The sequence below is a fragment of the Gluconacetobacter sacchari genome, assembly GCF_014174255.1.
In the GTDB taxonomy this organism is placed as follows: domain Bacteria; phylum Pseudomonadota; class Alphaproteobacteria; order Acetobacterales; family Acetobacteraceae; genus Gluconacetobacter; species Gluconacetobacter sacchari.
Window position 1 is genome coordinate 79,895 of record NZ_JABEQJ010000010.1, and the last position, 17,901, is coordinate 97,795.

Annotated in this window: 21 protein-coding genes; 4 read left to right on the forward strand and 17 right to left on the reverse strand. The window is 60.0% G+C overall.

What is annotated here, in order from left to right; translation table 11 throughout:
- Positions 1-95 precede the first annotated feature (95 nt).
- Complete coding sequence (locus HLH48_RS09470; RefSeq protein WP_182997261.1) at positions 96-584, reverse strand: Hsp20 family protein; 489 nt, start codon at positions 582-584, stop codon at positions 96-98.
- A gap of 159 nt (positions 585-743) precedes the next feature.
- On the opposite strand from HLH48_RS09470, the gene def reads away from it, so the two are divergent.
- Genes def through truA form a run of 3 tightly spaced genes read left to right on the forward strand, consistent with a single transcriptional unit; the run spans position 744 to position 3,075 of the window.
- Positions 744-1,283, forward strand: a complete 540-nt coding sequence (gene def / locus HLH48_RS09475; RefSeq protein ID WP_182997262.1) for a peptide deformylase — start codon at positions 744-746, stop codon at positions 1,281-1,283.
- A 47-nt stretch (positions 1,284-1,330) separates the two neighbouring features.
- A complete protein-coding gene (gene fmt, locus HLH48_RS09480) occupies positions 1,331-2,248 on the forward strand; it encodes a methionyl-tRNA formyltransferase (protein ID WP_182997263.1) in 918 nt (305 codons plus the stop codon).
- A 32-nt stretch (positions 2,249-2,280) separates the two neighbouring features.
- Positions 2,281-3,075, forward strand: a complete 795-nt coding sequence (gene truA, locus HLH48_RS09485) for a tRNA pseudouridine(38-40) synthase TruA (protein ID WP_182997318.1) — start codon at positions 2,281-2,283, stop codon at positions 3,073-3,075.
- Positions 3,076-3,079: 4 nt separating this feature from the next.
- Here the strand turns inward: truA and HLH48_RS09490 are convergent, their stop codons facing one another.
- The 9 genes from HLH48_RS09490 to rpmH form a co-directional block, all read right to left on the reverse strand.
- Positions 3,080-3,652, reverse strand: a complete 573-nt coding sequence (locus HLH48_RS09490; protein WP_246387191.1) for a hypothetical protein — start codon at positions 3,650-3,652, stop codon at positions 3,080-3,082.
- 62 nt (positions 3,653-3,714) lie between these two features.
- Positions 3,715-4,860 carry a succinyl-diaminopimelate desuccinylase gene (gene dapE / locus HLH48_RS09495; RefSeq protein ID WP_182997265.1) on the reverse strand — a complete coding sequence of 382 codons (1,146 nt, stop codon included), beginning with the start codon at positions 4,858-4,860 and terminating at the stop codon, positions 3,715-3,717.
- Between the two features lie 11 nt (positions 4,861-4,871).
- Entirely contained in the window at positions 4,872-5,717 is an 846-nt protein-coding gene (gene dapD / locus HLH48_RS09500; protein ID WP_182997266.1) for a 2,3,4,5-tetrahydropyridine-2,6-dicarboxylate N-succinyltransferase, read from the reverse strand.
- Positions 5,718-5,843: 126 nt separating this feature from the next.
- Positions 5,844-6,773, reverse strand: a complete 930-nt coding sequence (argB, locus tag HLH48_RS09505; protein ID WP_182997319.1) for an acetylglutamate kinase — start codon at positions 6,771-6,773, stop codon at positions 5,844-5,846.
- 29 nt (positions 6,774-6,802) lie between these two features.
- Positions 6,803-7,489: a ribosome biogenesis GTP-binding protein YihA/YsxC gene (yihA, locus tag HLH48_RS09510; RefSeq protein ID WP_182997267.1), complete on the reverse strand. Its 687-nt coding sequence runs from the start codon at positions 7,487-7,489 to the stop codon at positions 6,803-6,805.
- Positions 7,490-7,499: 10 nt separating this feature from the next.
- On the reverse strand, positions 7,500-9,272 hold the full coding sequence (gene yidC / locus HLH48_RS09515; RefSeq protein ID WP_182997268.1) for a membrane protein insertase YidC: 1,773 nt from the start codon (positions 9,270-9,272) through the stop codon (positions 7,500-7,502).
- A 21-nt stretch (positions 9,273-9,293) separates the two neighbouring features.
- Positions 9,294-9,569 carry a membrane protein insertion efficiency factor YidD gene (yidD, locus tag HLH48_RS09520; RefSeq protein WP_182997269.1) on the reverse strand — a complete coding sequence of 92 codons (276 nt, stop codon included), beginning with the start codon at positions 9,567-9,569 and terminating at the stop codon, positions 9,294-9,296.
- Positions 9,566-9,916 (reverse strand): ribonuclease P protein component, encoded by a 351-nt coding sequence (gene rnpA, locus HLH48_RS09525; RefSeq protein WP_182997270.1) that lies wholly within the window; start codon positions 9,914-9,916, stop codon positions 9,566-9,568. The genes yidD and rnpA overlap by 4 nt, the downstream gene beginning before the upstream one ends.
- Before the next feature lie 71 nt (positions 9,917-9,987).
- Complete coding sequence (gene rpmH / locus HLH48_RS09530; RefSeq protein WP_182948709.1) at positions 9,988-10,122, reverse strand: 50S ribosomal protein L34; 135 nt, start codon at positions 10,120-10,122, stop codon at positions 9,988-9,990.
- A 163-nt stretch (positions 10,123-10,285) separates the two neighbouring features.
- Here rpmH and HLH48_RS09535 point away from each other — a divergent pair, with 163 nt between their 5' ends.
- Positions 10,286-10,510: a hypothetical protein gene (locus tag HLH48_RS09535; protein WP_182997329.1), complete on the forward strand. Its 225-nt coding sequence runs from the start codon at positions 10,286-10,288 to the stop codon at positions 10,508-10,510.
- 16 nt (positions 10,511-10,526) lie between these two features.
- Here HLH48_RS09535 and gloA read toward each other — a convergent pair whose 3' ends face one another.
- The 7 genes from gloA to bamA form a co-directional block, all read right to left on the reverse strand.
- Entirely contained in the window at positions 10,527-10,916 is a 390-nt protein-coding gene (gene gloA, locus HLH48_RS09540) for a lactoylglutathione lyase (protein ID WP_182997271.1), read from the reverse strand.
- A gap of 8 nt (positions 10,917-10,924) precedes the next feature.
- Entirely contained in the window at positions 10,925-11,797 is an 873-nt protein-coding gene (locus HLH48_RS09545; protein WP_182997272.1) for an LpxI family protein, read from the reverse strand.
- A 14-nt stretch (positions 11,798-11,811) separates the two neighbouring features.
- Entirely contained in the window at positions 11,812-12,666 is an 855-nt protein-coding gene (gene lpxA, locus HLH48_RS09550; protein ID WP_182997320.1) for an acyl-ACP--UDP-N-acetylglucosamine O-acyltransferase, read from the reverse strand.
- 142 nt (positions 12,667-12,808) lie between these two features.
- Positions 12,809-13,228, reverse strand: a complete 420-nt coding sequence (gene fabZ, locus HLH48_RS09555; RefSeq protein ID WP_220795069.1) for a 3-hydroxyacyl-ACP dehydratase FabZ — start codon at positions 13,226-13,228, stop codon at positions 12,809-12,811.
- Between the two features lie 159 nt (positions 13,229-13,387).
- A complete protein-coding gene (lpxD, locus tag HLH48_RS09560) occupies positions 13,388-14,461 on the reverse strand; it encodes a UDP-3-O-(3-hydroxymyristoyl)glucosamine N-acyltransferase (protein WP_182997273.1) in 1,074 nt (357 codons plus the stop codon).
- 16 nt (positions 14,462-14,477) lie between these two features.
- The gene (locus HLH48_RS09565; RefSeq protein WP_182997274.1) at positions 14,478-15,374 is read right to left on the reverse strand and encodes an OmpH family outer membrane protein; all 897 of its coding nucleotides are present in this window, start codon (positions 15,372-15,374) and stop codon (positions 14,478-14,480) included.
- Positions 15,375-15,381: 7 nt separating this feature from the next.
- The gene (gene bamA / locus HLH48_RS09570; protein ID WP_182997275.1) at positions 15,382-17,802 is read right to left on the reverse strand and encodes an outer membrane protein assembly factor BamA; all 2,421 of its coding nucleotides are present in this window, start codon (positions 17,800-17,802) and stop codon (positions 15,382-15,384) included.
- Between the last annotated feature and the right edge of the window lie 99 nt (positions 17,803-17,901).

Below are 17,901 nucleotides of genomic sequence, written 5' to 3' on the forward strand. Positions count from 1 at the left end.
TCGTCACGCCGGCCAATTCACTTGTCACATTATCGTCTCACAGACGACTGGCCGCGCCGAAACTGAGCCCATGCGCGCCGCGCAGCAGTCAGTGCTCAAGCATCCTCGATTGCCCGCGCGACGCGCTGCGCATGTGCCTTTGGCAGATCGATCTCGGCCGTCGTCGCGCTCGTGCGCCCCTGGGTGATCTCAATCAGCTTGACGCGGACTTCCGGTTGCGGCCGCACTAGATCAATATGTAGCAGACCATTATCCAGCCACGCTCCGCTGACCTCGATCCCTTCGGCCAAAACGAATGCTTTCTGGAATTGTCGTGCAGCAATGCCACGATGCAAGAAAACGCGCCCCTGTGTATCGTCAGTCTGGCGCCCACGGATGACAAGCTGGTTGTCTTCCTGGGTAATCTGGAGATCATCCATCACGAATCCCGCAACCGCGAGCGTAATTCGAAGCGACGTGGCGTTCAGTTGCTCGATATTATAGGGAGGATAGCCATCAGCAGTCCCTTTTGCGGCACGTTCCAACATCTGTTCCAGATGATCAAACCCCAGAAACATGGGGGATCCAAAAAGTCTTCCCGACATAAGGCCTCCTCAACCGAGCGAGACGGTCACGCGGACCCATCACCGGCGCCCACGTGGATATGATATGGGATGGGAGCCTGATTTCGCAAGGCACGTCGCGGCATCCCCAAACAAGCGTACCCTCTGGCGCGCAGGCGCGAGGATCGCTACATCGCCCCTATGATCAGTCACGACGAAATCGCCGGCACCACCCCCATGCAGATCCTGGTGGCCCCCCAGACCATCCTGCGCCAGAAAACACGGCTGGTCCGGCCCGAAGACGAACCTGTACTGCGCGATGCCCTTCCCCGCATGTTTGCCGCGATGTACCAGGCGCCGGGTATCGGCTTGGCCGCCCCGCAGGTCGGTCTGGGCCTGCGTTTTGCCATCGTTGACCTGGGCGACGAGCGGCAGCGTGAACCTCTTGTTCTGATCAATCCAGAAGTGATTGCCGAATCGGAAACCCTCGTCTCACGAGAGGAAGGGTGCCTATCTCTCCCCAACCAGTATGCCGACGTGATCCGCCCCCAGCAGGTACGCATCCGCTTCCGCGCCCTGGACGGCACAATGCAGGAACTGGAGGCCGACGACCTGCTGGCCACCTGTATCCAGCACGAGATCGATCATCTCGAGGGCATCCTGTTCGTTGATCATCTCTCGACCTTGAAACGCAACATGATCATGCGCCGCCTCGCAAAGGAACAGCGTCAGAAACGATAATCACCGCCTGTCGCTCCCGATGCATCCAAACCGAATGGAGTTCCTCTATGCGCCTGGCCTTCATGGGCACTCCGGATTTCGCGGTACCCTCTCTGTTCGCCCTGCACGCGGCGGGACATGAGATTGTAGTCGTCTACAGCCAGCCACCCCGGCCGGCTGGACGCGGTCAAGCGATCTGCTTATCGCCTGTCCACCGGGCAGCTGCGGAACTCGGCCTGCCCGTTCGCGTCCCCGCACGACTACGGATTAATGTGGAGGAACATGCTTTCTTCCATGCCTTGCAACTGGATGCCGCCGTGGTCGCCGCCTATGGGCTGATCCTGCCGACTGCGATGCTGGACGCTCCCCGCCTGGGGTGCCTCAATATCCATGCCAGTCTGCTACCCCGCTGGCGCGGCGCGGCGCCGATCCAGGCAGCCATCCTAGCCGGCGACAACCACAGCGGGGTCACAATCATGCGGATGGACGCTGAGTTGGATACAGGCGCCATGCTGCGGTCCGACCGGATTGCACTAACGCCAACCACCACCGCAGCCACCCTGCATGACGATCTTGCCATAATGGGGGCACGTCTGATTGTCACCACCCTGGATCAACCCACAACTCCCGCCCAAGCGCAGCCCGAACAGGGTGTCACATACGCGCCTCGCTTGACGCGCGAGGACGGACGCATCGACTGGTCGCAGGATGCGGCAGCGCTTGATCGGCAGATCAGGGCCCTGACTCCGTGGCCTGGCACCTTCACTACCCTGGATGGCCAAGTGATCAAGATCGGCAGCGCCGCGCCTTCTCCGGCCCGTCATCTCGCCCCTCCGGGAACGATTCTGGATGATGCGTTGACAGTCGCATGCGGGAAGGGCGCCCTGCGCATTACCCGTCTCCAGCGGCCTGGCCGAAGTATGATGGATACCAATTTATTCCTGCGTGGTCAGTCCGTACCGGCCGGGACGGTATTGGGATCGTGACGTCCGACATCCAGCGCCTGTCCGAACCCACCATACAACGGTGGGCACTCCGAATTGAATATGATGGTCGCCCCTTTGTCGGGTGGCAACGCCAGAGCGGTAACCTGTCCGTTCAACAGGTACTCGAAGATGCCGCCGCCCGATTGGCGAAAGGTCGGACCGTCCCCAGCGTCACCGCCGGACGCACCGACGCAGGCGTGCATGCCACTGGACAGGTGGTGCATCTGGATTTTCCCTCAGCCACCGAGTTGACGGGCTCCAAAGTTCGCGATGCGCTGAACTTTCATATGAAACCCTATCCGGTCGCCATCGTGGATGCGGTGGCGGTGGACCACGCGTGGAACGCAAGGTTTTCCGCCAACCGCCGCTCCTATCGATACCGGATCCTGAACCGGCGAGGCCGTCTGGCGCTGGATGAAGGTCGCGTCTGGCTGGTCAAGCGCCCGCTGGATGCCGGTGCCATGGCCTTGGCCGCCCAACAATTGTTGGGTCGTCACGATTTTACCTCATTCCGGGCTAGCGCATGTCAGGCGGCAAGCCCCTTGCGTACACTGGACCGATTGGCCGTCACTCGCCTGGACGAGGAAATCGTGATAGAAGCCGACGCCCGTTCGTTCCTGCACCATCAGGTCCGCAACATGGTCGGCACGCTGAAACTGGTGGGCGAAGGCACTTGGCCCCCCGAACGCGTCGGCGAGGCGCTACGCACCTGTGATCGCCGCGCCGCTGGCCCGACAGCGCCGCCAGACGGCTTGTATTTGACGGCCGTCGGCTATGACCCCGATCCGTTTTTATCATTGAATTCATGCAAGAATTTCAGAAAATAACGCTTCACCGCGTAGCATGCGCTGATGGTAACGCCAGAAAATCCTGCCAAGGCGAATAATGCGGCGGCAACATTGACGAGAGCACGCCCAGCTCCATGATTACAGATGCAATCACGAGCACCAGTACGAGCGCACGCCACATGCTCAGCGCCAAGCCTACCCACGCAACGAACCAAGTCAGCCACAGATTATAGGCGAAAATGACCCCATTCAAGATCAATACCGAGTGCTCTACGCCGATTCCCGCCGGAACCAGTACGGCGACTATCGTGATCACCGCCAGCATCACGAACAATACCAGCCAGTCGCACCATAGCGCGGCCGCCATGTAACGCGGCCATAAAGCTTCACGCGCCCATAGGCGCGCCAATAGTTGGGTCAGAACCACGGGGGCCAGAACAAGACAAAGTGAAAACAGGATCTTGGCGCCGCTTAATAGTGTCGGTGCCTGCGCCACCGTCAGTAGCCCTCCGACCAGCCAGAGGGCCACGCGTGGGGCCAACGCAGTCAGTACAGCATCAGGCGTCGCGCTAAAACAACCCATACCGTCACGCCGGCCACGACCCAGCAGCATCATACCCCGCGCGATCCCCCCGGGAGAGCCGGGCATCGGTCGAGGTGGAGTGCCCCGTCCCTGCATCATGCCATCAGCCTTTCGATAAACGCGGCATATATATCGGTTAGCACCTGCAAATCGACGATAGGAACATGCTCATTGACTTTGTGCATGCTGGCGCCGACCAGCCCGAATTCTGCGACCGGGCAATAATGGCTGATAAAGCGCGCGTCCGACGTACCACCTCCCGTATCCAGCCGCGGCTGACGCCCGGTTACCTGCTGCACCGCTTCGAGCAGCATGTCCAGTTGCGGGGTCCGCGGCGTCAGGAACGCTTCACCGCTGACACGGATCTCAATTTCCGCCCCTGGCGCGTACGCCCGAACGCTCCGGGTTATCCAATGCGCCAGATCCTTGCCAGTATGCCGATCATTGAAACGGATGTTCAGCCTTGCCGACGCCCGGGCGGGAATGACGTTGGTAGCGTCATTACCCACATCCACGCTGGTCACTTGCACGCTCGACGGTTCGAACCATTCCGTCCCTTCGTCTAACGGGTGGGCCGTCAGGTCTGACAAAATCGCCATCAGACGGTGGATCGGATTGTCAGCACGTTGCGGATAGGCCACATGCCCCTGAACGCCATGCACGACGATGCGCGCGTTCAGACTGCCCCTTCGCCCGATCTTGACGACGTCGCCCATGCGATCAGGATTCGTCGGTTCGCCGACTACGCAGAAATCAGGGATCTGGCCGTTCACGGCCATCCATTCCAGCACCTTTACCGTACCGTAGGTCGCCGGCCCTTCTTCGTCGCCGGTAATTAGCAGGCTGACCGAGCCATTCAGCCGCTGCCTACCCCCTAGATGCCGCGCCACTGCGCCGACGAAAGCCGCGATGCCACCCTTCATGTCGCATGCACCGCGCCCATAGAGCACGTTGCCTCGCACTGCGGCATCGAACGGACCGCTGGTCCACCCCACATCACCCGGCGGCACCACATCGGTATGGCCAGCGAAACACAGATGCGGACCCGCCGTTCCCAGTCTGGCGAACAGATTAGGCGTCCGCTCCGCGCCATCGCCGAAGGGCAAGTCAATGACATCGAACCCGAGGCTGCGCAGGGCGTCGGCTAGGACGCCGATCGCCCCCCCTTTATCGGGCGTGATGGACGGCGCGCGTATCAGGTCCTGCGCCAGCGACAGCGCGTCGATCAGATCCGGCTCCATCGTTGCGCCGATCAATCGCGCAGCAATTCGTTGATCGAAGTCTTGGCACGCGTGCGCTCATCGACGCGCTTGACAATTACGGCACAGGCCAATGAGGGCAACGCGGCACCATCGGTGCCTGTCGGCTGGCGCGGCGGCAACGTGCCAGGCACAACGACGGAATAGGCCGGGACACGTCCAACAAAGACTTCGCCTGTCGCACGATCAACGATCTTGGTCGAGGCGCCCAAGAACACACCCATCGATAAGACGCTTCCACGCTCCACAATCACGCCTTCGGCAACCTCGGACCGCGCACCGATGAAGCAATCATCCTCGATGATCACCGGTGCCGCCTGCAACGGCTCCAACACACCACCGATGCCAACGCCGCCACTGATATGGCAATTGCGCCCGATCTGCGCGCAGCTTCCGATCGTCACCCATGTATCGACCATGGTGCCGCTTTCGACACGCGCACCAGCATTGACGAAGCTGGGCATCAGGACGACACCGGGCGCCACGTAGGCTGAGCGCCGGACAATGGCACCGGGGACAGCACGGAATCCTGCCTGTGTGAAATTTTCTTGATTCCAGTCGGCGAATTTCAGAGGCACTTTGTCGAAGAATGGTGCCGGAGCGGCCGGCATAACGCGGCTGTCATTCAGTCGAAACGACAACAAAACCGCTTTCTTTAGCCATTCATTGACTACCCAGCCGGCCTCGGTAGAGACGGCGACCCGCAGCAAGCCCGCATCAAGGCCACCCAGCGCCTGCTCGACCACCGCACGATCAGCACCAGTAGTGGTGGCGGAGAGCGTATCGCGCCGTTCCCACACCGCCTCAATATGAGGCCGAAGGGCGTGTTCGTCGTTCATATCCTGCAATCCTCCGTCAGCGCGGGTCTGTCCGATATCCGTTGTTGCCATGTGGCGGGACCATGCGAAGGAAGCCTCGGCATGTCAACGCATCTTCCTATGCACCGCCGCCGACCGTCGGCTCCGTTATTCGCCGCGAATCAAAGTACCGGGACCGGCCTCGGTGAAGAGTTCCAGCAGACAAGCATGAGGTACCCGCCCGTCCAGAATCACCGCCGCTCTAGCTCCTGCACGAACTGCCTCCAGGCAGGTTTCAACCTTCGGGATCATGCCGCCACTAATCATTCCGTTGGCAATGCCGCGCTTGGCCTCTTCGGCCGTCAGTTCTGGGATCAACACGCCGCTTTCGTCCAGTACTCCGGGCACATCAGTCAGCATCAGCAGCCGCGTCGCATTTACCGCGCCGGCGATCGCACCCGCTGCCGTATCCGCATTGATATTGTAGGTTTCGCCCATCTCACCGATGCCAACAGGGGCCACGACCGGTATCAGTCCAGATCCCGATAAGGCGTAGAGAACACGCGGGTCAATGCGCACCGGCTCACCGACAAAACCCAGATCCAGCACTTCCTCGATCTGGCTATCGGCGTCGCGTACCTTGCGACGCAGGCGGCGCGCCGTGATCAGCCCGCCATCCTTGCCCGAAATCCCGACAGCCAGAGCCCCGGCCTGATTGATCAGGCCGGCCACCTGCTTGTTGACCTTGCCCGCCAGCACCATCTCGATCACATCAACCATTGCGGCATCGGTAATCCGCAGACCGTCAACGAAGGTCGAAGGGATCTGCAACCGCGTCAGCATCGCGCTAATTTGCGGGCCGCCCCCATGGACAACGACAGGATTGATCCCCACTAGCTTCAATAACGCAATGTCATGACCGAACGCATTCGACAGCGAATCGTCGACCATCGCGTGGCCGCCATATTTGACCACAATCGTATCGCCAGCGTAGCGACGCAAGAACGGCAGAGCCTGAGCCAGGACCGCCGCACGCTCCTGTGCTTCCTTCATCGTCTGTACGATATCGCCGGTTTTATCGCTCGTCGGTTGGTTCATCAGGTCATGCCCAGTGTCTTTGCTCATGATCAGGATAAAATCAATTCATCCGTCTGCGGCAAGGCCAAGCTGGCTAGGCTGGCACGCAGCTCGGGTACGCCGAGTCCATTCTCGCTACTGGTCAGCAAGATCTCGGGATAGGCAGCGGGATGCTGACGTGCCAGATCGGCAACCTGTGCTCGCTTGACCTCCAAGGAACCCGGGCGAAGGGCATCGCATTTGGTCAGGACGATTTCGAATGTAACGGCGGCGCGATCCAATAGGGTCATGATCTCGTGATCCGACGTCTTGATCTCGATCCGCGCGTCCAGAAGCAGGATGACACGCCGCAAGGTCGGGCGCCCGCGCAGATACGCGAACATCATACCCTGCCAATCTTCCTTCACGTCCTTAGCAGCCTTGGCATAGCCGTAGCCCGGCATATCCACCAGCGTTAGCCGGCCACCTAGGTCAAAGAAATTGAGCTGCTTCGTCCGACCTGGCTCGGACGAAGCACGAGCCAGCGCCTTTCGCCCGGTCAGGGCATTGATCAGACTGGACTTACCGACATTCGACCGACCGGCGAACGCGATTTCCGGCGCGGCGGGCACCGGGAGCTGATCCAGCTTTTGTGCTCCGAAGAAGAAGTTGCACGGTCCGGCGAACAACAACCGACCCGCCTCACGCAAGCGCTCATCTTCTTCAGGCGAGGACTGCGGGGCCACAAAATCCGACATCAGACCAACCTTATTTCCGCCTGACCGTCGCCTGCGAGGGCGGAACGGCCGGCGTGATCACGCTCCGCGTACGACGCTGAATCATCATCTGCTGTGCCATCGTCAGCAGGTTGTTCCAACAATAATAGATCACCAAGCCCGCCGGCTGGCGCGCCATGAAGAAGGTGAACAGCACCGGCATCACTTGAAACACGCGCTGCTGAGCGGGATCCATAGGCGTCGGGTTCAGCTTCTGCTGTAGGAACATTGTCACGCCGAACAGGATTGGCCACGCGCCCAGTTGCAGATACGGCGACAGTAATGTCGGGTCCCAGTGGATCAAGCCAAACAAGGTGAAGATATTGCTCAGGTCCGGGGCCGACAGGTCCTTGATCCAACCAAAGAACGGCGCGTGCCGCATCTCGATGGTAACATACAGATCCTTATACAAGCTCCAGAACACCGGAATCTGCACCACCATCGGAAGACATCCGGCAGCCGGATTCACGCCCTCCGTCTTATATAGCGCCATCATCTGCTGGTTCATGACCATCTGGTCGCTTTTATAACGCTCGCGGATCTCCTGAACCATGGGCTGAAGTTTACGCATCTTCGCCATCGAGCGGAACTGGCGTGTCGCCAACGGAAAGAACAACGCCTTGACCAACAGCGTGAAAGCCATCAGCGCCAGGCCGAAATTACCCAGTAGTGTATTCAAGTAGTCGAGTACATAGAAGATCGGCCGGGTCAGGAACGCGAACCAACCGAAATCGACCGCCTTCCAGAAATCTGGGATATGCAGACTAGACTGATATTGCTCCAGCAGGCTGACTTCCTTGGCACCGGCAAAGACATGACTCGCCGTCGCGGCAGTCGCACCCGTACCGACCACAGTCGGCATCTGTGCAACGAAGCCGACCTGATAGAGTCCCGCCCCACCATTCGCCTGGTATCCATAACTAGCCGTCACCGGCACGCCCTGCTGGGGCACCACCGCGGTCAGCCAGTATTTGTCGGTAATACCGGCCCAGCCACTCTGCCCTGCCGCGGTCCAGGAGGCATTGCTTGGCGGTGTCGCCCTGGTGCGCAGGCTTTTGTAGCTACTTTCGTCCAAGCGCCCATCGACCACCGAAATCGGCCCTTCATGCACCAAATAACCGCCGGTTTCCTCGGGGGTATAGGCCCGATTGACGCGGGAAAAGGGGTACAGTGACACCGATTGCGCCGAATGATTCACGATTCGCTGCTCGATCGCGAACATGTAATGAGCGTCGATCGCAACCACGATCTGAAAGGTAACGCCATCGCCGTTATCCCACGACAGTGTCACTGGATGGTCGACCGTTAGCTTGGATGCGTCAGCGGTCCAGACTGTGGAGGCATCAGGCACACGTACCTGGCCGCCAGTCAGGTTCATCCAGCCGATCTCGACGTAATTGGGTTGCGGGTCGCGTGCGGCTTCCAGGATACGTACCAGCGGGCTACCTTTGGTTACCGTTTCGTGATAGTCGCGCAGTACTAGGTCATCCAGTCGCGCTCCCAACAGGTCGATTGACCCGCGCACGCTGGGAGCATCGATCTCCAGCCGGGTTTCCGCCTGCGGAGACGCGACCGACACAGGTTGGGAACTGACGCCTGCGACCGGCACGACCGAACGCGCCGCGTCAGATGGCGGCGTCTGCTGGCTAGTCCGCGCAGCCTGCTGCGCGACTTCTTGGTGGCTCTGCTTCGGCACGAAATATTCAAAGCCAACCAGAACCATGGCGGAGAGTAACAACGCCACGATAAAGCGCTTGGTATCCATCAGCGACCGGCCAGACTCTCGTTATCTGTGGGAGGAACAGCAGGAGGCCCGCGCGCAATCACGATCAGGCACGGGATCGTATCCACCGGTGTTCCAAGGATTGCAACGCAAGATCCGCCAACAGGCGAGAAACGCGCCACGCAATGGTCCATGACGACGAAACGCCTCCTGCGCATAATTGCTACAGGAAGGCACGAAACGGCAATTCGTTCCTAGAAACGGACTGACGAGCCTTTGATAGACGCGAATTGCCCCGACCAAGACCCAAACCGTGACCGCCCGAACCAGACGGCTCACTTCGTCCCCCGCACGCCGGCTTTGCGCAAGGCCCGACGCATATCTTCGACCAAGGACAAAAAATCGCGGCCCCGTGTTCCATCACGGCCGATCACGACCAGATCGACGCCCGTCAACTCCTGTTCGCGCGCCACAACCCGCATAACCTCGCGCAAACGTCTGCGCGTGCGATTGCGGATGATGGCATTACCGACTTTCTTCGTTACGGTAAAACCGATCCTTGCCGGGTTCGCATCGTCACGACCCAATGCCTGAAGCACCAGCCCAGGAGACGGCACCTTGCGCCCCTTTGCTGCCACTCTGAGGAATTCGGCACGTTTCTTGAGACGGACGGAACGGTCGGCCACTCTTCGCAGCCCCCTGTGCGATCTCCGGGTCCGGATCCCGATCGGGTCCGGAACGCGGCATAGCCTGACGATCAGGCGGATAGACGCTTGCGCCCCTTGGAACGTCGATTTGCGATCACCTTGCGGCCACCGACTGTTTCCATACGGGCACGGAAGCCGTGACGGCGCTTGCGGACCAGTTTGGACGGTTGATAAGTGCGCTTCACGACGCCACTCCCCGATTGACAACAACAAATGCGTCGCGGCTAAACTCCACGACATGCCGAATCAGCCAGAAAGCTGCTCGGCCTGAGCCGCGCCTTATACGTCCCGTTTCCGGGCGCGTCAACGAGCAAGAAAAGAGCCGCGATGCCAGGGCCAAAGACTGTTTTGGACGACGATCACGCCGATCCACTATCCGGCTCCGACCTCGCGCCCGAGGCCCAGTCGCAGAACCAAGTCCTGCATGATGTGCGCGGTCAGCTGTCCCCGGCGTTGCTCTCTGCTGACCGATTGAGCCAGCACCCCGATCCAAAGGTGCGTGAACTCGCCGAACAGATCATCCGTTCGATCGAGCAGGCGGCCCGTCGCCTGAAAGACCTCCCTCTCCGCTAATTCGTCAGGCTTTTATTCAGAATCGTTGAATTAACTCAATTTTATACCCGTCAGGGTCTTCGACGAAGGCAATGATGGTAGTGCCGAATTTCACCGGGCCGGCCTCGCGTGTCACCTTGCCTCCGCCGACCCGCACTGCATCGACCACCGCCGCCACATCGGACACGCCGACCGCGAAATGCCCGAATCCGGTCCCGACCTCATATTCAGTGTCATGGCCCCAGTTGTAGGTTAGCTCGATTTCTGCCTGACCGGCCGCATTGTCAGCATATCCGATAAAGACCAAGGTATATTTGCCGTCAGGGACGTCTCGCCGGCGCAGTTCATGCATGCCTAGCAGCTTGTAGAAGGCGATGCTGGCATCCAGATTTCGGACACGCACCATCGTGTGCAGATACGAAGCCATCGTCATCCTCATGCTATGGTGGCAGGCACGCCCGCCGCACCCACCCCTATCAAGAACAAGCCGGTCTCGTCCGCAGCGGCGATACAGCCGCCAGGATCGGTCAACAAGGTCGCGCCAGCCTGAAAGGCAATACCACGCAACCCTACTCCCGCCGCGCGTCTCACGGTATCTGGGCCAATCGTCGGCAGGTCGGCACGTCGATCCTGTCCAGGTTTGAGCATCTTGACCAGAACTCCGCCCGGCCGACCTGGTTGCCTACATTCCCCAGCCCGCAATAGCATGCGGTCGGTGCCTTCCACTGCCTCAACCGCCAAAACCAGCCCGTCCTGCACCACGCAGCCCTGCCCGATATCCAGCCGCCCGATTGCCTCGACGACATCCTGTCCATGACGGATGTCGGCCAACGCCCCAGCATCGGGCTGAATTCGCCCCAACACACCGGACCTACCGACCGAACCGGACAAGAACTCGTGGGCACCGTGAACGACGAACCCCTCTTCCGCCAGCACGCGCACGATCGCCGCTAGCAGCCCGTCATCACCAGAGAACAACGCCCGACCAATTCGCGCCATGATCCGCGCGCCCGTTGCATCCGGCCGCAGATCAGAAAAGGATGGTCTGCGCACGGGACCAATAAGGACGATATCCCGGCATCCTTCCGCCCGCAGGCACGACAAGATCTCGCCAGCAGCGGCCAGCCGGACATAACGATGCGGCCAGGGTTCGATCACGCGCGGTTCTGCGAAATCCTGAAACCCGATGATGAAAACCTGGCGCCCAAGCGCTTCCACAGCCCTCGCCACCTGACCCGGCAGTGGACCGCCGCCGGCCAGGATGCCCACGCAGTCTCCAGCCAGACGCGGCACATCACCGACATCCATGTCGGCGTTCCGCCCTATACGCCGTCAGATTCGATCGATGCTGCACCGCCACCGGCCACTCGCACCAGCCCACGATGACTGGGAGCCTCGATAAATTCAAGAATCTCTGCCACCTTCGCCTCGTCACCATATTCAGCCCGCACACCTGCCAGCCGATGGCTGAAGGCCGCCTTTTCGTCATCCATCGCACGAGGATAGAGGGCACGAAATGCACGACGGAGCCGATGCATCTCATCTGGCCGCACACCGTTCCGCTTCAGCCAGATCCAGTGCAGCCCAACCAGCCGGGCGCGGTTCCCCAGCACGCTGCCATAGGGAATGACATCGGCCTCGACTCCACAGACACCACCGACCAGTGCCGCGTGACCGATGCGCACGAACTGGTGCAACGCCGCGGCGCCCATGATCCGCGCCTGATCTCCGATCGTGACGTGTCCACCCATTACGACATTGTTTACGATGATGACACCATTGCCCAACGTGCAGTCATGCGCGATGTGGGAATTCGCCATGATCAGGCAATCGTCGCCGACCCGCGTCACACCACTGCCGGTAGCGGTACCGCGATGGATCGTCACATGCTCGCGGACCACGGTCCGCGCTCCGATAATGCAGCGTGTAGGCTCGCCACGGTATTTCAGATCCTGGGGTGCCAAGCCGATCGTTGTGAAGGGATAGCAGACGACGCCAGGACCAATCCGCGTGCGGCCGTCGATGATCACGTTGGCGATCAGGTGCGCGCCGTCCTCGATCACGACGTCGGGACCAACCGAACACCAAGGACCGACTTTGACCCCATGCCCGATCCGGGCTCCGTCCGCGATGATCGAAGATGGATGAATTTCGGCGGCCCGGCTTACGGAGTCCATTTGTGCCAAATCGGTCAATATGCTCTCCCACCCCGCAGGGCCCGACCTTGAACGTCACATTTCAGCAGACCGGATACCGCACTCCACGCCGCCCAGAAACTCCTACCCGGCAACGAAACGTTTCAATTCGGTCCAGCCGATTTCAACCCATAATCATCGCGCTGAAGGTCGCTTCGGCGACCGACACCCCATCTACGCGTGCAACGCCCTTGAATTTCCAAACATTTGCGCGACTGCGTTCCTTCTCAACATGGATACGCAATTGATCGCCCGGCTCCACCGGACGCCGAAACTTGGCGCCATCGATGGTCATGAAATAGACCAGCTTGCCTTCAAATGCCGCCCCCAGCGTCAATACGACCAAGGTCGCCGCTGTCTGTGCCATCGCTTCAATGATCAGCACGCCTGGCATCACGGGCCGCGAGGGGAAATGCCCCTGAAAATGCGGTTCGCTGGCCGTGACGTTCTTGATCCCGACCGCAGACGACCCCAGCACGATATCGACCATTCGATCAATCAGCAGGAATGGATAGCGATGGGGAATCGCTTCCATGATCCGCATCACGTCAATCGCTTCGATACTGGTCGGGCTGTCGCCCACTGCGGGAACCTCTACTTCTTTATTCACGTCGTCCGACCATTTTTCTCGGGACGGCGAATCCACGCGTCATTTTCACACGGGTACCCACCTGTTCCGGTTGAATTCCGGGGGCCTGGCGTCTCAGGCCTCTCCTCCTCCTTCGCGCGGCGTCTTCTTTGCCAGACGCCGCAACACCGCCACATTCCGGAAAAACTCCCGAAATGGCATCGCAGGGCTGCCGATAACATCAGCCCCAGCGTCTACATCCGACATCACGCCACATTGCGCACCGATCCTGGCCTTGTCGCCAATCCGAATATGACCGATCAGACCAGCCTGGGCAGCAACGGTGACGAAATCACCAAGTTCCGTAGACCCTGATATCCCCGCTTGGGAAACCACGATACAGCAACGTCCCAAGCGAACATTATGGCCAATCTGTACCAGATTGTCGAGCCGCGAGCCCGCACCTATGACAGTGTCTTGCGACGAACCTCGGTCGATGGTTGAGTTCGCCCCGACTTCAACCCCATCTTCCAAGACCACACGCCCCAACTGGGGAACGGTTTCGAACCCCTCTGGACCGACTGCGAACCCGAAACCTTCCTGCCCGATCCGCACGCCTGCCAGCAACGTCACTCGATCGCCCATAAGCGTGTGCGATACGCTGGCGTGGGTGCCGATCCGGCAATGGGCACCGATCCGCACCCCATCGCCAATGACAACATGCGAATCGATACGGGTTTTCGCCCCCACTGACACACCGGCACCTATCACCACGAAGGGCCCAATCTGCGCCGAAGAATCGATGACCGCATCCACCCCCACCAAGGCAGTCGGATGAATACCCGGAGCCACGGCCGGCGGCGGATGAAACAGGCCGGCCACACGGGCCCAAGCCAGATAGGGCGCCGGACAAATCAGCCCGATCGTTCCCTTCGGCAGTCGGTCGACAAAGGCCTGACCCAGCAACACTATGCCCGCCCGCGTCTGATTCAGCAGCGGTGCATAGCGGCGGTTGTCAAGGAAGCTGACTTCCTGTGGGCCAGCGGATTGCAGCGGGGCCACGCCAACATAAAGCTTATCAGGATCACTTCCCTCATCCCCGACAATCCGGGCACCGGCGCATTCCGCAAGCTTTTCAAGCGAAAACGGACCACTCCGCTGGAAGAACCGCCCGTCTCCCGTCAGGGCGGTATCGACTTGCCCCTCCATCTCGTGCCGCGCTCGCTTAGTGATGCGTTGCTGCGGGGGGCGCGGCAGGTGCAACCACTGGCGCGGGAGCTTCCTGCTGCTGGCGCTCGACATCTGCGGTGGTCGGCATGGTACCCGACTTCGCCAGCACCTCGGGATCAACATTCGCTGCAGGAATGAAAACCGTTGGCAACACCTTGTTCAACTGGTCCGCGACCTGCTGAGTGATGTCCAGTCCCTCCTGGCTGAGAGCGACCTGCTCACGATGGAGAACCAGGTTCATGCCGCGACTGCCCGCCACTTGGCGGATGATCTGGACCAGCTCGCGCTCAATCTGCCCCAGCGAGACTTGTGCCGCTTCCTGAATGATCCGGTTGCGATTCCGGAAATCGCGCTGAGCACTGATCACGCGCTCTTGCAGGTGACGTTCGCGCTGCTGGATCTGATCCGACGACATGTTCTTAGCCTGGGCCTGTAGCTTCTGCTGCTCGTCCCGCCAACCGGCCTGTTCTTTCTGCGCTTCGCGCGCTAACTCGTCGCGCCGGCCGCCCAGCACGTGCTCAGCCTGCTGTGCCGCAGTAGACAGACGCATGACGTCAGGCACACTGATCACGCCGATCACCGGCACAGGAGGCGCGACGCCGCGCGGAATATCAGGCGACGGGGGTACGGGCGGCAACGGCAGAATCGGCGGCGTCTGCGACTGCGTCTCATCACTGTCAACTGGGGCGGCAGGCATGGGAACCGCCGCGTTACGCGCCGGACCGCGAGGAGTAGACGTCGCCGGTGCGGGTTGAGCGGTCTTGGGCACGAACCAGCCGGCATTTCCCCCCGACGACGCGGCCCCCTGCGCCCATACCGAGCTATTGGCGGCACTGACGCAGGATAGTACGACGGCCGCGACCAGAGCGGATGCGCCACGTGAACGAAGCATTGTCACCTCAGAATTGCTGGCCGAAGCCGAAGCGGAACAATTGGGTCCGGTCATGTTTCTGCTTCAAAACCGGGATACCAAGGTCGATATTGATCAAACCGAAAGGGCTTTTCCACGCAAAGCCGACGCCGGTAGTGACGCGAGGGGTCAGCGTATCGCCATATACCGGAGTATAGCGGGGCATATCCTGCAAAGATGTATAGCGCCTTTTGAGGCGCAACCCATCCAACCCACCCATATCAACGAAATAACGCCCACGGATCCCCATGTCGGCTCCAAAAGGCATCGGGAAATTGAGGGTGGCCGATGCGGTATAAATGAAGCGACCACCGAGGAAATCCTCCTGCGAATGCATCGCGTAAGACTGGCCGTTCCATGTATAGGCCGGGATGCCCATGCTGCGCGGTCCGGCACCACCGTCTTGGAAGCCGCGCAGCGTACTGCCGCCCAAGTAGAAGTTATCAATGATGTCGCTTCGGCCTCCGCCCCAGTTGGCGATATCACCCGCGCCGCTCGTCAACGCCAGCGTCCAATCATGGTTGCCCGTCAAGTCGTCCAGCGGAATGTAATAACCGACGTCCACTTTGCCGCGGATATAGCGTTCATTCCCGCCCAAACCTGCGACGTCACCCCCCAACCGCACCACGTAGCCACTATGCGGCTGCGTGCGATTGTCGCGCGTGTCATAGGTAATGGTCGTGCTGAGCTGGGACAGCAGCGACCAGCCGGTCTGATCGAGAACGTACCAAGAAGCGTCGGTGTAGGCATTGTCGACGTTACGGTCCGTCAGCGTATAGCTCCAGGACTGGGACAGGTGGTTGGTATATGCGTACCCCATCCGCAGCGTGATACCATACCGCCCTTCTGAATAGTTCTGGTAGGTCTGGTAATTGTTCTGGATAACGAAGATATCGACGCCAGCGACCAGGTTCCGGTTCAGGAAATACGGATCGCTGACCGAGATATCCGCTTGTCGCTGGTAATAGGCCATCGTACCCGAAATGCCGGCATCGACACCCGAGCCCAGCAGATTATGCTGCTTCAGGCCGATATTGCCCAGGATCCCGACGTCGGTCGAATAACCACCGCCCAGCGAAAATTCACCGGTTGGCTTCTCGACGACATTTATTGCCACGTTCGTTCTATCCGGGGCCGAACCCGGGGTCTGATCGACCGAAACAGTACTGAAATACCCCAAATCCTGTAGGATCGCCTTGGCGTATTTTCGCTCGGTGGGAGTGTACGGATCGCCTTCGGACATTGGAAGCTGGCGCCGAATCACAGCATCCTGCGTGATCGTATTACCGTTGATGTCAATCCGTTCGACATAGGTACGCGGCCCTTCGCTGACATCGAACAGCAGGTCCACGACACGTTTTTCAGGGTTACGGGCGATTTCCGGCCGCACCATGGCGAACGGATAACCCTTGCCTTGCAGGATTTCCTGCATATCAGTCGCATTATGCTGCACCGCGCTACCATCGTACCACTGGTTCGCGAACAACTCGATATATTTGCGCAGCGACGCCGCACTGACGTGCTTCAACGACGAACGGATATTCACGCGCCCAAGGCGGTAGCGCGGCCCCTCGTCCACCGTAAAGGTCACGTAGAAGGATTTACGGTCCGGCGACAATTCGCCGGTCTGATTACGCACCTGAAAATCGACAAATCCATTACGCAGGTAGAAGCGACGCAACAGTTCGGAATCGTACCGGATACGCTCGGGGTTATATTCGTCGGACGACGCGAAGAAACGGTACCAGGCCGTCTCTTTCGACGAAATGACCTGCGCCAGCCTCGCCTCGCTGAACGCCTTGTTGCCAACGAAAGCAATCTTGTGGATCAAAGTCTGAGCGGCTTCGTTGATTTGAAAGACCACGTCGACCCGATTATGAGCCAGCCGAATAATCTGTGGCGTTACGGTCGCGGCGTAGCGGGCCTTGCTGGCGTAAACCTCCAGAATTTTCTGGCGATCGGACGCCGTGATCTGGGTCGAGAACACCGCACGCGGCCGCAACGCAATGACCTTGCGCAGATCCTCGTCCTTCGCGGCATGATTACCTTCGAACACGATGCGATTGACAATCGGATTCTCGATCAGACGCACTTGAAGCACGTCGCCCGAGCGATGCAGTGTGACATCGCGAAACAGGCCGGTGGCGTACAACGTCTTCAACGACCGATCGAGTTCGTCCTGATTGAACGGATCTCCTGGTTGTACGACCATGTAAGAGAGGACGGTGCTGGTCTCGATTCGATCGTTACCGGTGACCTGGATGGATTCGATGATGCCGCCTAACCGAGCGGCATGCGTCCCCGAAGCCTGATCCGCCGCCCCTCCGCCACGCCGAGCCTCGGCGCTTCCGGCGAAAAATAGCGGCACGAGGCAAACCGACGCAAGAAGCGTTGAACGTTTAGTCGGCAAATTCGGCTTCCCCCAAACCAGACGCTCTACGGACCAGCAAACCGCGCCGGGCGATAATGGAGTCGCCACGCGCGGGAACGATCATATCCGCTTGGCGGA